The 14236-nt window shown below is 68.2% G+C and carries 10 protein-coding genes; 5 read left to right on the top strand and 5 right to left on the bottom strand.

From position 1 onward, the window contains the following. Positions 1 to 76 precede the first annotated feature (76 nt). The gene (locus tag ABD848_RS00930) at positions 77 to 595 is read left to right on the top strand and encodes a globin (protein ID WP_344966309.1); all 519 of its coding nucleotides are present in this window, start codon (positions 77 to 79) and stop codon (positions 593 to 595) included. On the opposite strand, the gene ABD848_RS00925 is transcribed toward ABD848_RS00930, so the two are convergent. The 3 genes from ABD848_RS00925 to ABD848_RS00915 all read right to left on the bottom strand — a co-directional run bounded on the left by ABD848_RS00925 (position 592) and on the right by ABD848_RS00915 (position 5455). Further along, the gene (locus ABD848_RS00925) at positions 592 to 1776 is read right to left on the bottom strand and encodes an MFS transporter (RefSeq protein WP_344966308.1); all 1185 of its coding nucleotides are present in this window, start codon (positions 1774 to 1776) and stop codon (positions 592 to 594) included. The genes ABD848_RS00930 and ABD848_RS00925 overlap by 4 nt on opposite strands. 997 nt (positions 1777 to 2773) lie before the next feature. Then, positions 2774 to 3193: an acyl-CoA thioesterase gene (locus ABD848_RS00920; protein WP_344966307.1), complete on the bottom strand. Its 420-nt coding sequence runs from the start codon at positions 3191 to 3193 to the stop codon at positions 2774 to 2776. A 168-nt stretch (positions 3194 to 3361) separates the two neighbouring features. After that, positions 3362 to 5455, bottom strand: coding sequence for a prolyl oligopeptidase family serine peptidase (locus ABD848_RS00915; protein ID WP_344966306.1), 2094 nt, complete (start codon positions 5453 to 5455; stop codon positions 3362 to 3364). Positions 5456 to 5755: 300 nt separating this feature from the next. Here ABD848_RS00915 and ABD848_RS00910 point away from each other — a divergent pair, with 300 nt between their 5' ends. Next, positions 5756 to 6307 carry an HNH endonuclease gene (locus ABD848_RS00910; RefSeq protein WP_344966305.1) on the top strand — a complete coding sequence of 184 codons (552 nt, stop codon included), beginning with the start codon at positions 5756 to 5758 and terminating at the stop codon, positions 6305 to 6307. A 285-nt stretch (positions 6308 to 6592) separates the two neighbouring features. Next, positions 6593 to 6799 carry an FmdB family zinc ribbon protein gene (locus ABD848_RS00905; RefSeq protein ID WP_344966304.1) on the top strand — a complete coding sequence of 69 codons (207 nt, stop codon included), beginning with the start codon at positions 6593 to 6595 and terminating at the stop codon, positions 6797 to 6799. A gap of 222 nt (positions 6800 to 7021) precedes the next feature. Here ABD848_RS00905 and ilvD read toward each other — a convergent pair whose 3' ends face one another. Further along, positions 7022 to 8890, bottom strand: coding sequence for a dihydroxy-acid dehydratase (gene ilvD, locus ABD848_RS00900; RefSeq protein WP_344966303.1), 1869 nt, complete (start codon positions 8888 to 8890; stop codon positions 7022 to 7024). 528 nt (positions 8891 to 9418) lie between these two features. Next, positions 9419 to 10180 (bottom strand): nuclease-related domain-containing protein, encoded by a 762-nt coding sequence (locus ABD848_RS00895; protein ID WP_425567383.1) that lies wholly within the window; start codon positions 10178 to 10180, stop codon positions 9419 to 9421. A gap of 281 nt (positions 10181 to 10461) precedes the next feature. On the opposite strand from ABD848_RS00895, the gene ABD848_RS00890 reads away from it, so the two are divergent. Both ABD848_RS00890 and malQ read left to right on the top strand, forming a co-directional pair. After that, a complete protein-coding gene (locus ABD848_RS00890; protein ID WP_344966301.1) occupies positions 10462 to 11892 on the top strand; it encodes an amidase in 1431 nt (476 codons plus the stop codon). A 130-nt stretch (positions 11893 to 12022) separates the two neighbouring features. Next, entirely contained in the window at positions 12023 to 14107 is a 2085-nt protein-coding gene (gene malQ, locus ABD848_RS00885; RefSeq protein ID WP_344966300.1) for a 4-alpha-glucanotransferase, read from the top strand. Positions 14108 to 14236: the final 129 nt, after the last annotated feature.

Below are 14236 nucleotides of genomic sequence, written 5' to 3'. Positions count from 1 at the left end.
CTCATCGCTCGGATGCACGACCGCGGGATTCGGTCGTCCTTGACCATGTTTGCACCACGTAAGCTGGCAGGCAGCTATGAGTTCTACTTCTTCTGCCCGCGACGACAGCGCGGCACCCACGAGCTTCTACGAGGCCGTCGGTGGTGAGGAGACGTTTGTCCGCCTCGTTCGCCGCTTCTACGAGGGGGTCGCCGCCGATCCGCTGTTGCGTCCGCTCTACCCCGAGGAGGATCTCGGTCCCGCCGAGGAGCGGTTGCGCCTGTTCCTCATGCAGTACTGGGGCGGGCCACGAACCTACAGTGAGAACCGCGGCCATCCTCGACTGCGGATGCGCCACTTCCCGTTCCGGATCGGCACCGCCGAGCGTGACCGGTGGCTGGCACACATGCGGGCCGCTGTCGATGAACTGGAGTTGGCACCCCATCTCGACCAACAGTTGTGGCAGTACCTCGTCTACGCGGCCCACAGTATGGTCAACACGGCTGACGAGGCGCCGTCGAGTGAGGCGGCGACGACACTGCCGGTTGCCGAGGAGCGCTCCCGCCCCGGCCGCGACGACGACGGAGGGGGCGAGACGATCCACGTTTCGCTCTAGTTCTGCGCCGCCCTGTGCCGCAGCGGAACGACAGCGGCTGCCAGGCCGCAAAACGCCGCCGCGGTACCAAAAGCAATGGCGAACCCCGCTACCTGGATCACGACCCCCATCAACATCGGCGTCAGCGTCGAACTGACCGCCTGTAGTGAGTTCTGTATGGCCATGGCGCGTCCCGCCCAGACCATCCCGGCCGTTTCGGCTACAGCGGTGAACATGAGTCCGTTGTGGGCCATTCCCAGTACCAGACAGCTCAGCAACAGCACCACCGCGGCCACGGGAAAGACCAGCGCGGCGATCGTCAGCGCCAGCAGGGCGCTACCGGAGGTCACGGCGATCAGGCGCACCGGCCCCAGCCGGCTGCCCGCCCGATCCGACCACGCGCCCGCTCCCATCCGCGCCAGCGCTCCCACCACCTGGCCCACGGCGATGAGCGCTCCCGCCGCCGGTTCCGCCCACCCGTGCTCTTCGACCAGGTAGACGAGAGAGTAGGTCGTGACCGTGAACTGCGGTACGGCCAGTAGCATGCTGACGCTGTGCACCCGCCAGATCCGCAACCGTCGGTACGGGGAACCCTGACTGTCTCGGGACCGCAGAGGCTGCTGTTCCGGGGCCTCGTCTGGCGTCGGCGCCTTGGCCAGCACCACCACCAACGGTAGAACCACGAGAGCCAGTGCCGCCGGGACTGTCATGGCTGCGACGAACCCGTGATCTTGGGCTACCGCGGGCAGCACGGCCGCCGCCATCCCCAGCCCTAAAGGGAGCGCCGCCTGCCGTAGCCCCATCGCCAGCCCGCGTTCCTGCCATGCGAACAAGCCGAGTACCAGACGTCCGCTCGCGGCGTTGACCGGCCCGCCGGCGGCCCCCACCAGAGCCAGGACCACCCCCACCCCCACCGGACCGTCGACCAGGTGCAGCGACAGCAGCAGCGAAGCGGTCAGGAACAGGCTCAGACTCATCGTGACCCGCTCACCGTAGCGGTCGATGATCACTCCCCACCCCACCAGGGTGGACAGCAGGCCAAGCCCTGGCAGGCCCGCCAACGTTCCCGCCTGGGCGATGTTCAACCCGTAGGTGTCGCGCAGCGCGGGGAGCACGAACGGTACGCCGAACATCGCGCTGGCCGTCGCGATCTGCGCGATGATCGCGATACATAGGATGATCCACCGATTGGCTGTGGGCACCGTCTCAGCGTATTTCCTAGCGCCGGCAGCACCAGCGCAGGCAGATGTGGGAGCCCTCACGTGCGCTGCCCGCCGCTGTCTTAAAGGGACCTCCCGGGGGTGTTTCTATGGGGTTGTCACGTCGGGAGTGGGGGGTGTCCGGGGCGGGAGTGTTCTCCGTCCGCTGGTGCCTCGATCGCTGCGCGATCTCGGCCGCCTCAACGGGGGCGCTGTGTCCCCGAACATCGTCCCCGAACATCGCTGTTGTGCAGGGTGCTGCTGGTCTGGGGATACGCCGGTGGGGTGGTGGCTGAGGGCGCGCCGGAAGGCGTCGAGCCGCCCCACCCCCGTCCACCCGGTCACGGCATTCGCCCCACGCCGGCCCCAAGCCCCGTCGTGGCACCCGTTCCACCTCAGGCACAGCCCGCCCCGGGCTGCTGAGATCGCGCAGCGCTCGAGGCACGAGCGACGGGAAACCCCGCACGCTCTCCGCAAACCAAAACCACACCCCACCGCACCCCCAGGGGCGGATCGTGCTTCTATCAGCGGTCTGGCGGTGCCTTCGGTCCCGGTGACACCACCCCCCAGGTCATGTCTTCGACAGGGGGACACAGTCATGCCGGCACCGGAGGCCGGCGGCCCCATTGCAGGACCATAAAAAACATAACGGGGGCGGGGAGCCCTCTCGGTGAGGCCGAGGGGGACTATGACGACGCGACCCTGCCGGTGGTATTGGTACTCGCCGTTTTGTCCTCCCGACGGCCTCGCCGCCGTTCGTTATCGCTGTCACCTCCGGCACAGCACCGACTTTTCAGAGGACTGCCTGGGCGCGGTGGCTGGGGCACGAGGGAGGTGCCTGGCCGGAGGAGGCCGGAAGCCGTTTCCCTTCGCTCGTGCCTCGACCGTTGCGCGATCTCGGCAGCTCCAGGGGGAGCCGTTGCTCCCGGGCGGCTGCGCCGACCTGTCGCCACGCCCAGGGAGGCCGCCCTCTGTCACGGTGCTCTGATCCATGGGCGATCTAGGTGGCGAGGAACCGCGCAAGGTATTTGCGCTCGCCTTCGTTCAATCGCCGCACCCCTTGGGTCGTGGGGTCGAATCCGACCATGACCGAGGACGCTCGCAGGTAGACGTGGGTGTCGTCGACGATCTCGTAGGCCAGCGTGAAGCTGGCGTTGCGCACCTGGCGCACCCATGTCTCCACGCGCACCGGCTCGGGCCGCAACAGCAGTTGGTGCACGTAGTCGACTTCATGGCGGGCCACGACCAGCGCTCCCATCCCTTCCCCCTCGATGTCGCTGTCCCAACGCAGGAAGGCGATGCGCGCATCCTCCAGGTAAGTCAACATCTGCACGTTGTTGACGTGGTTAAGCGGGTCGAGATCAGCGAATCGAATGTGGGCGAGATGGACATGCCGGGGACCGGCTCCGTCCCGCGCCATGCATGCCGCACCTTCTCGCACAGACGTCTCCCCGCCGACCTCCGGCACCCTGCCACCTCTCTTAACGGCTCGCCAGTTGACTTTTCGTCGATTCTGTCAAGGCTGTGTCGTGGCTGTGCACACGGGCCGGCACTGTCCCCATGAGACGGTTGGCCTGGTGCCGACTGCTCAGGTCGGTACACGCAGCCCCGTGTGATGGGCGACGAAGGCGAGCTGGTCGGCGGCTAGCGCCACACTGCGGCTCACCGAACGGGAACTGTGGCCCACCGCGTCCTCGCGCCGCAAGAGGATCGGGCGCTTCTCCGGTGCGGCCGATGTCGCGTGCTGCAACGCCGCGCACATCTTGCGGGCGTGCATCGGGTCCACCCGGGTGTCATTGCCAAACACCGTGAACAGTGTGGCGGGATACTCGGTGCCTGCGACCACATTGTGGTACGGGGAGTACGCCAGGAGCCAGGCCAGAGCCTCGGGATCGTCGGCGCTCCCGTACTCCACACTCCACAGTTGGCCCAGACCGAACGACTCGTAGCGCACCATGTCCAGCAGCGGTGCTGAGGACACCGCAGCCGCGTACAGCTCCGGGCGTTGCGTGATGGCGGCCCCCACCAGCAGGCCACCGTTACTGCCTCCCATAACAGCCAATCGGTCGGCCGTGGTGACGCCGGTGGCGATGAGGTGCTCGGCCGCAGCGTGGCAGTCGTCGAACACGTTCTGCTTGTTTTGCAACATGCCCGCGCGGTGCCACACCTCGCCCTCCTCCAGGCCGCCACGCAGGTTCGCGACCGCGTAGACGCCGCCGGCGCGCACCCACGCCAGCGTTGATGCCGAGTAGCTCGGGGCGAGTGAGATCGCGAAGCCGCCGTAGCCGTAGAGGATCGTGGGCCGCGGCCCGGCGGGCGCGTCGGCAGGCGAGACCACCAGCATCCGCACCTGAGTGCCGTCGCGCGACGGATAGCTCACCTGTTCCACACGCACCTGTGGCGGATGCGCAGCGCCGGGAGCGCTCTCCCACAGCTCCATCGTGCCGCTGCGGCCGTCATAGCGGTAGACCGTCACGGGACGGGTGTGGTCGGTGTAGGCCACCCACGCCTCGGCGCCTCCTTCGGGGCGCTCCACGATCCCGCCCACTGACCCCAGGCCGGGCAGGGGCAACTGGTCACGCCGTTCGCCTGTGGCCAGGTCGTGCACACTGATCTCGCTGACGGCGTGCCGGCGCCAACTCGCCAGAAGCAGTGGCGTTTCCAGTTCCGGCCCGTCGAGAATGGCGTAGTCGGTGAGCACCGCGTCGGGATCGGTGGCGATGAGGGTGCGCCACGTCTCGTACTCGGGTTTGCTGGGGTCGGTGACGCACAGTCTGCCCCGGGCGGCGTCGCGATCGGTGAACAGGTAGAGCCGGCCGTCGCGCCCGACCTCGGGCGAGACTTCGGCGTCGACGTTTTCCTGAATGGGACGCAGCCGAGGCTGCTGTGGTCCGTGCTCGGCGAGGTCGGCGATCCAGGCGTCGTTGCGCGCGGCGGTCCCTCGGGTGGCGGTCAGCGACAGCCATCTGCCGTCGCGGCTGACCGCGAGACCGTAGTACTCCGTCATGTCCCGGCCAGCGCCGAAGATCAGCACATCGTCGTCGGTGGGAGTACCGACGCGGTGGAGATACACCCGACGGTGGTACTGCTCCTCACCATCGGGCACGTGCTCGGGCGGTAGCCGTCGCACGTAGTAGAAGGCCTCACCCCCGGGCAGCCAAGCGATGGGACTGTAGCGGCAACGGTCGATCGGGCCGTCCACCAGGGAACCGGTGGCGATATCCATGACGCGCAGCAGCGACTCTTCATCGCCGCCCGCGGAGAGCTGGTAGGCCAGCAGCCGCCCCTCCCGATCGGGGGACCACGAGTCGAGGGTGGTCGTGCCTTCGGGATCGATCGCCATCGGGTCGATGAGGACCCGCTCGCCGGAGTCGTCGGCGGTGTAGAGCACCCCGTGTTCCTGATCGGGGCCCCGGCGTACGAAGAACCTGCACTGCCCCCGCCATCTCGGTGGACCCACGAACCCCGCCCCTAGCAGCGCCTCGACTTCGCCGGCGAACCAGGCGCGGCCGGTCAGGGCCGTGGCTGTTTCCGTGAACAGCCCATCTTGGGCCGCCGTCCATTCGCGCGTCGCGGGCGCCTCGGCGTCTTCGAGCCAGCGGTACGGATCGGCCACGCGCATGCCGTGGCGGTCTTCGGTGAGATCGAGCCGATGGGCCGCGGGGTAGTGGGGTGTGGACATGTCCCGCACTTTATTCGACCGCTGATCCCTCGCCGCTGTGGGGCCTTCCCCGGCCACAATGATCATTCGTTTGCTTGTCGTTTTCCTGACACCCGAGATAAATGGGGTGGCGACAACCTGGTTCGACCAAGCAAACTGAAGGCGGGACGTGACTCGGCGGGAACCACCACGGGAGGTCCGTGTGGCAACGCGAATACTGCTGGCCATTCGGCCAGTCCACAGGGAGGTCCCCTGGCTGACCAGCGCGTCGGCCGGGGCTGATAAACGTTTGCCCGACGCTTCGACTCCACAGGAGCTGGTATGAGCGCCGGGCGCAGTGCGGAGGGTGGCACAGTCAGCCGTCACGTACTGCTGCTCAATGCCAGCTATGAACCACTGACAACTCTTCCCATGCGCCGTGCGGTGCTGCTGGTGCTGCGCGAGAAGGCCGAGATCGTGCATGGCGATTCGACCGGGCGCATGCTCCACTCAGCCACCACGGCCCTCTCGGTGCCTTCTGTCATCCGGTTGCGACGCTACATCCGGGTCCCCTACCGGCGTCGCGTTCCGTTGACACGGGTGGCGCTCATGCGCAGGGACGGCTACCACTGCGCCTACTGCGGCAAGCGCGCCGAGACCATCGACCACGTGATCCCGCGCAGCCGAGGCGGCGCGCACGTATGGGAGAACGTCGTGGCCTCCTGCAAAATGTGCAACCATCGTAAAGCCGACCGACTGCTCGACGAGCTGGGTTGGAAACTCAACGTTACCCCTATGGTCCCGCGTGGGCTGCACTGGCGGCTCATCAACGGCGAACAGCACGGTGATCCGCTGTGGGCACCGTATATGAGGAATTCGGTGAGAGCCGCCTGACCAGCGTTCCGGGGCCGGGCCCGAGTCCCACCCGGCTCCGGGGGATGCTCCCTCGCAGCCCTCACCCCAGTCGTCGGTCCGGTGGTGACCGAGTCGGCGTTCGTCGGCAGAGGCGACGAACGCCGGCCAAGTGGCGCTTTGACCGGACCGCTGCGCTTGCTCCGCGGGGCCGCAGCCCGCCGGCTGCGCCTCTCACGTCCCCCGCTTCGGGGGTGTCGGCGTTGTGTCGCCCGCCACTCCCATCGACTCGCACTACCACCCCCTCACACGGGGGACCATAGTGCTATGCCTCGTTACGAATTCCGCTGCAAAGCTTGCGGCGACACCTTTGAACTCTCCCGCCCCATGGATCGTGCCAACGACCCCGCCCGCTGTCCGCATGGCCACGATGACACCGTCAAGCTACTCTCCACGGTGGCCGTGGGCGGCACTGCCGCCGACCCGGCCCCGGGAGGCGGCTGCTGCGGCGGCGGCTGCTGCGCTGGAGGTTGAGGCGCGCTGGCGGCACCGCGTGTGCGGCGCCGCCAGTGCCTGCCGGCTAGGTTGTTGTTTTTGGACGGGCGGCGAGGGCGGGCGGTGGGCGCGAGCGGGTGAGCGCCTCCGCGGGCTGGTGAGTGAGATCGCGCAGCGATCGATGCACGAGCGGACGAGGAACACCCTAGGCCCCCGCACCCCAGCCGTCCGAAAAACAGAACCTCATGCACCAGCCCACAGTCAGGTGAGCCGCTCCACTTGGGTGACGTCACGGGCGGCGCCGGTGGACGCCGAGGTGGCCATAGCGGCGTAGGCGCGCAAGGCCGCGGTCACCGGCCGCTCCCGATCCCGCGGCCGGTAGGAGCCGAGGTCGCTGAGCAGGGCCTCGCGGCGCCGCTCCAGCTCATCGGGGGCGACCTCCAGATGCAGCGAGCGGTTGGGGATGTCGATGCTGATGGTGTCGCCGTCGCGCACCAGCGCGATGTCGCCGCCTGCCGCGGCTTCGGGGGAGGCGTGTCCGATCGACAGACCAGAGGTGCCGCCGGAAAACCGGCCATCGGTGATCAGCGCGCACGCCTTGCCCAAGCCGCGCCCCTTGAGGAAGCTCGTGGGGTACAGCATTTCCTGCATGCCGGGGCCGCCCTTGGGGCCCTCGTAGCGGATGACGACCACGTCGCCGGGTTCGATCCTCTTGTTGAGGATGCCGTCGACGGCTTCTTCCTGGCTCTCGAAGACCTTGGCCGGGCCGCTGAACGTCCACAGTTCCTCTTCGACACCGGCGGTCTTGACGACCGCCCCGTCGGCGGCGAGGTTGCCGTAGAGCACGGATAGGCCACCGTCAACGGTGTAGGCGTGCTCGTAGTCGCGGATACAGCCGGTCTCGCGGTCGGTGTCCAGGCTCTCCCAACGGGTGTCCTGGGAGTAGGCGCGGGTGGTGCGCCGGCCTCCCGGAGCGGCGTGGAACAGTTCGCGCGCCTCGTCGGTGACGCTCTCCGAACACAGGTCCCAGTCGGCCAGGTACTCTCCGACGTTCTTGCCGTGCACTGTGGGCAGGGACGTGTCGATGAGCCCCGCGCGCGCCAGCTCGCCCATGATGGCGGGGATACCACCGGCTCGGTGCACGTCCTCGATGTGGTATTTCTCCGAGTTCGGCGCGACCTTGCACAGGCACGGGACGTTACGCGAGACTTCGTCGATCTCGGGCAGCCCGAACTTGACGCCTGCCTCGGTGGCCGCTGCCAGCAGATGCAGGATCGTGTTCGTCGAGCCGCCCATGGCCACGTCCAGCGCCATAGCGTTGCCGAATGCCGCGGGCGAGGCGATCGACAGCGGCAGCACCGACTCGTCGTCATCCTGGTAGTAGCGGCGGGCCACGTCGACCACGAGGCGTCCGGCGTCCTCGTAGAGCTGCTTGCGGGCCACGTGGGTGGCCAGCACTGTGCCGTTGCCGGGCAGGGCCAGACCGATGGCTTCGGTGAGGCAGTTCATCGAGTTGGCCGTGAACATGCCCGAGCACGAACCGCAGGTGGGGCAGGCCGACTCCTCCAGCTCGTTGAGTTCGCTGTCGGAGACGCTCTCATCGGCCGAGGCGATCATCGGGTTGATGAGGTCGAGTTTGCGTTCCCTGGTGGCGGTGCCGTCGACCACGGTGACCTTGCCGGCCTCCATCGGCCCGCCCGAGACGAAGACCGTGGGGACGTTGAGCCGCATGGCCGCCAGCAGCATGCCCGGGGTGATCTTGTCGCAGTTGGAGACACACACCAGCGCGTCGGCACAGTGAGCGTTGACCATGTATTCCACCGCGTCGGCGATGACCTCGCGGCTGGGCAGCGAGTAGAGCATCCCGCCGTGGCCCATGGCGATGCCGTCGTCCACGGCGATGGTGTTGAACTCGCGAGGGATGCCGCCGGCCTCGCGCACGGCTCCCGAAACCACGTCAGCCACCTCACGCAGGTGTACGTGACCGGGCACAAACTGAGTGAAGCTGTTGGCCACGGCGACGATCGGCTTGCCGAAATCCTCGCGTTCCACGCCGGTGGCGCGCATGAGTGCGCGCGCGCCGGCCATGTTCCTGCCATGGGTGACCGTGCGTGAGCGAAGCGCGGGCATGGGGTTGGCTCCCGTCGGTGCGAACTGTTGTCTGATGCCCGGACCAGGGCAGAGTGCGCGACCGTTGCGCCCGCACCACAGCGGGGGCGGCCGGCCGGCGCCTTCTCGCCTTGGGCCGGGTGGTATAGGTCTTTCACCGATGGTAGCCCCGCCCGGCAACCCGTTGCGTCTCGGACACGAAGATCCCACGTCCGTATCGTGAGAAAAGCCGGTGAAAACGGGTTGGCCCGGGGCTTTGATGGTGTCGAGCCACACCGGGCGCGGCTGGCCGCGACCGGTGTGCGCCGGTGGGCGCCTCTACCAGCCGCTAGACGCTTTGCACGCGCTCCAACAAGTGCCGGACCAGCCTAGGCCACGTCCTCCCCGACGGGAGCCTTCCCTCACCACCCAGCTTTCAGCCCGCAGGAGCGGACACAGCCCGGCCGGGGATGACCATGCGCCAGCGCATCGAGGGAGGGAGCACCTTTCCAGATGCGCGCGGGGCAGTGCGCTTGTCGGTGCCGTGGTTGGCCAGTCGGCGGATGCCTTTCAGGTGCGCGGGGGCAGCGCCCGTTGGGCGGCCTGGAAGATCTCCTCGATCTCTTCCTCGCTGAGCCGCGCGTTGACCTGACGCAGCCATTTGCGCACCCGGGTACCGGTGAGGATGTGGACCCCACGCAGGATGTGGTGGTCCCATTGCAGCTTGGGTCCGTAAAGGGCGAGGGCAGGATGCACGGTGATCTCGCGCCCCAACTCCTCGCTGACCGCTTCTTGGGCCGCTTTCGCTTCCTCCAGCGCCTCGTCGATGCGCTCGTTCTTGGAGTAGCGGCCGTGGAAGAGGTTTTCGAGCTTGTTGCGTACGGGCAGGCGTTTGTCCCACGCTTCGGAGTCGATGGCGAACGCGCCGCGGCGGCCGACGACGAAGTGGTCGATCTGGCCGTTGCCGCCCTTGACGCTGCGGGCGTGCAGCGTGCGGTACCCCATCCGTTTCATAAGGCGGAGTTGCGCCTCGGTGCGGCGTTGGGCCGCAGAGGGGCGGCGCCAGTGCGGAACCTCGGAGTAACGTCGCGCGGAGCGTACAACCAGTAGGATCACCGCCGCCACGCCAAACGTGGCACCGATACGCCAGTTCCCGGTGAGCAGGCCGGCGGCCAGACCGACTCCAAGCCCCGTGGCGCCTCTGATAGCCCATGCGCGCGTCAGGCCGCGCTTGAGCAGGGCCTGGTAGGTCTGCCGAGCGGTCTCGCCGACACCGCCGCGCCCGCGTGGGCCCCCCTCGCTTTGGGCTGCGGCGGCCTGGTCCTGTGCCACGGGCCGCTCGCTCTCATGCTCAGCACGAGCGGGAGCGCTGGCATCGGTGTGCTGCGAGGACGCTTCCTCGTGGCTGTTTACGGTGTCGGTGCTGGAGCTAGTCGCCGAATCCACGGTGGAAAGGTTAGCCTTAGTTCCTCCGTGGTCCTATCCCGAGAAAACTCACACTTTTATTCCCTGGCGTATGGCGAGTATTACGTGTTCGTAGGGCGCTCGCTGGGAATGATGATATTTCTTGTTTCGGCAACCGCGGAGCTGCGCGGTGTTCTAACCTCGCGAGAGTGACGCACATCCACGAGTTGAGCGCAGAACGCCAGCTAGCAGCGGTCCGCCGGCGTGAGCTCTCTCCTGGCGAGATCACCAGCCATTACCTCGACCGTATCAGCAGGCTTGACAATCACGTGGGAGCTTTCATTACGGTCACTGCTGAATTGGCCGAAAGGCAGGCCCAAAAGGCGGAGGAACGGCTCGTTTCCGACACGCCAGCGGAACTTCCGCCGCTGCTTGGACTCCCCCTTCCCGTCAAAGATCTCGACATGGTCGCAGGCGTCCGCTGCACCTCGGGGTCGTCGGCCTGCGCCGAACAGTTCGCCTCCACCGACTCTGCCTTCGTCGCCGAACTGCGTCACGCCGGCGCCGTTTTCCTCGGTAAGACCAACACCCCCGAATTCGGGCTGTCCTGCTACACCGAGAACGACATCGCCCCAGCGGCGCGCACCCCTTGGGATCTCACCCGCTCGGCCGGCGGCTCCAGCGGCGGGGCAGCCGCGGCTGTGGCCGCGGGGCTGGCGCCGGTGGCCCAAGGTAGCGACGGCGGCGGCTCCATCCGGATTCCCGCCAGCGTCTGCGGACTGGTCGGCCTGAAACCGACCCGCGGCCGGGTCACCGCCGCCCCCGACGGCTTCGACCTGCTCGGCCTGGCGGTCGCGGGGCCCATCGCCCGAACTGTGGCCGACGCCGCGCTCGTGCTCGACACCATGGCCGGCAACCGTCCCGGCGACTACTACGTCCCGCCGCCGCTGCCGGCGGGGGAGACGTTTCGTTCCTACGCCGCCCGCGAGCCGGGGCAACTGCGTGTGGCCCGGTTCTGCCGGACGCACGTGCCTGGGGTCGAGCTCCACCCCGATGTGGTGGCCGCCTACGATGACGCCACCGGGGCGTTGACCGCATTGGGCCACCACGTCGAGGAGATCACTCTCCCCTTCGATCCCTCCCTGGCCGAACGGTTCACCGTGGTCTGGGCGGCGATGGCTGCCACTGCCCCCGTTCCTGAGCAAGGGGAGGACCTGCTGCGTCCCCTCACCCGCTGGTTGCGCGAGCGCGCCACGCGCACCTCGGCCGCCGACTACGTTCACGCCGCTATGGGAGTGCAGCAGGCGGTCCGCTCGGCGATGTCGGTACTACAGGACTACGACGCTGTGCTCACGCCGACGCTGGCCGCCCCACCGGTACCGGTGGGCTACTTCACCGCGGGCGGCGACGTGGCCGAGGAGTTCCAGCGGATGATGGCGTTCACCCCGTTCACCGCTATGTACAACCTCACGGGTCAGCCCGCCGTGAGCCTCCCGCTGTACTGGAACGCTGCCGGGTTGCCGATCGGGGTGATGCTCGCCTGCCGCCCCAACGACGAGGCCACCCTGCTCTCGTTGTCGGCCCAGCTTGAAGCGGCACGGCCGTGGAGTGGGCGGATCCCGCCCCTGTGGTCGGTCTAGCCCGCGGGCGAGGCGAGCCCAGCAGCCAGCCCTCAGCGGTGGCGCCGCGGTACCGCACGTGCGCACTAATCGCGATTGTCGGGTATGGCGGACTGCCCAGAGGGTGAGCTGGTAAGGCATCATCGGTGCTGTGAGTGATGCCGAGCTGACGCGCCTCGCCGAAGAGCACGGCGTGGCCACGACCTATGTGGATTGGAGGGGCGACCGAGTCACGGTCCCCACCGACACATTGCGCCACGTCCTGGCATCACTCGGGGTCGACGCGAGCGACCCGCGTGCGGCGTTGGAAGCCCACTGGAACCGTCAGGCCGCCCGGTTACTGCCGCCGGCGGTCGTGGCCCGCTCGGGCCGGACACCACGGACCCCGCTGCCCGAGGACGCCCGAGCGTGGGTGGAGCTTGCCGACGGCTCACCGGCACGGCTGTCGCCGACCCTGCCGCTGGGGGTGCACCTCGTCCACGCCCAGCGCGGTGATGTCCACCAGAGCGCCCCGTTGCTGGTGGTCCCCGAACGCATCGCCGTTCCCGGCACGCCCCCCGAGGCGCGGCTATGGGGACTGATGGCCCAGCTCTACTCCGTTCGCTCCCGCGTCTCCTGGGGCATGGGCGACCTGCGTGACCTGGCTGAGCTCTGCGACTGGAGCGCGCGCGACCTCGGAGCCTCCTTCGCTCTCGTCAACCCCATCCACGCCACCGAACCCTCCCCACCCATCGAGCCCTCGCCCTACCTGCCTACGAGCCGCCGCTACGTCAGCCCTCTCTACATCCGGATCGAGGACATCCCCGAGTACGCCAACCTCGACCCGTTACAGCGCGAGGAGATCCAACGGCTCGCCCGTCCGCTGCGCGAGCGCGGGCGCACCGCCGACCTCTTGGACCGCGACGCCATATGGCTGGCTAAGCGCGAAGCGCTGTCGAAGCTGTACCACGTTCCCCGCGGCCCCTCCCGAGAGAGGGCGTTCCAGTCCTACCTGGCCCGTGAGGGCTCGGCGCTCGTGGAGTACGCCACCTGGTGCGCCATAGCCGAGGAGCGCGGCGCGGACTTTCGCGCGTGGCCCCGGCGACTGCACGGTGTCGCCGAGCTCGACGTCGCCAAGGAGGCGATGCGACTCTGGTCGCACGTGGAGTTCCACCGGTGGATGCAGTGGATCATCGACGAGCAGCTCGCCGCGGCCCAGGCCAGTGCCCGCGCTGCCGGCATGGGCGTGGGCATCGTGCACGATCTCGCCGTTGGATTCCAAGCTGGTGGCGCTGATGCCTGGATGTACGCCGACGTTTTGGCGCCCGGTGTCAGCGTGGGCGCGCCGCCCGATGAATTCAACCAACAGGGGCAGGACTGGTCCCAGCCGCCGTGGCACCCCTGTCGTCTCGCCGAGCAGGGCTACCGTCCCTTCCTACAGCAGATGCGGCAAGCGATGCGCCACGCCGGCGGTATCCGGGTCGATCACATCATGGGACTGTTCCGGCTGTGGTGGATTCCCGAAGGGGCCTCTCCCGCCGAGGGCACGTACGTGCGCTATGACCACGAGGGGATGGTGGGGGCGCTCCTGCTGGCCGCTCACGAGTTCAGTACCACGGTCGTGGGAGAGGACTTGGGAACGGTGGAGCCGTGGGTGCGTGACCATCTCGCCACGCGAGGGATATTGGGCACGTCGGTGTTGTGGTTCGAGCGCGAGCCCGACGGCAGCCCGCGCCGCCCCGAGCGCTGGCGCGCCAACTGTTTGGCCACTGTGGCCACCCACGACCTGCCGCCGGTCGCCTCGTTTCTGTCGGGGGAGCACGTCGAGTTGCGCGACCGTCTTGGTCTGTTGACGCGCCCGGTTCAGCGTGAGCGTGCCGATGCCGAGGCGCAGGTAGCCGCATGGCGCGATCTGCTTGTCGAACTCCGGTTGCTCGATCCCGCCGTCGACCCGATGTCCGAGCCCGCAGTGGTGACCGCTGCCCTGCACACCTACTTGGCGCGCACCCCGGCCCGCATGCTCGGCATCGCACTGGCCGATCTCGTGGGGGACCGGCGCATGCAAAACCAGCCCGGTACCAACGACGAGTACCCCAACTGGCGCATCCCCCTCACTGATGGCCAAGGCGAGCCCGTGCTGCTCGACGAGCTTATGGCCGACCCCCGTAGGGTCGAGGTCGTCGTGCGCGCGCTGGGTCCGCTCCCCAGGGGTTCCCTGCCGAACAGGAGCAAAGACTCCTCGCAGAATTCCCGCTGAGGGGTCTTCGCACCGCGGCCTCTCCGGCCGCACCCGGCGGATGCCGCCGCGGTCAACCGCATGCGTGGCTCGCGCACCTGCGGGCGCATCCGGCCGGTGGGGCCGGACGGCTGTCCCGTCCTCGCCCCA

The organism is Salinactinospora qingdaonensis, from assembly GCF_039539445.1.
Taxonomy (GTDB): Bacteria; Actinomycetota; Actinomycetes; order Streptosporangiales; family Streptosporangiaceae; genus Salinactinospora; species Salinactinospora qingdaonensis.
The sequence above is the reverse complement of the archived record's forward strand: the minus strand, read 5'-3'. Positions and strand labels throughout refer to the sequence as shown.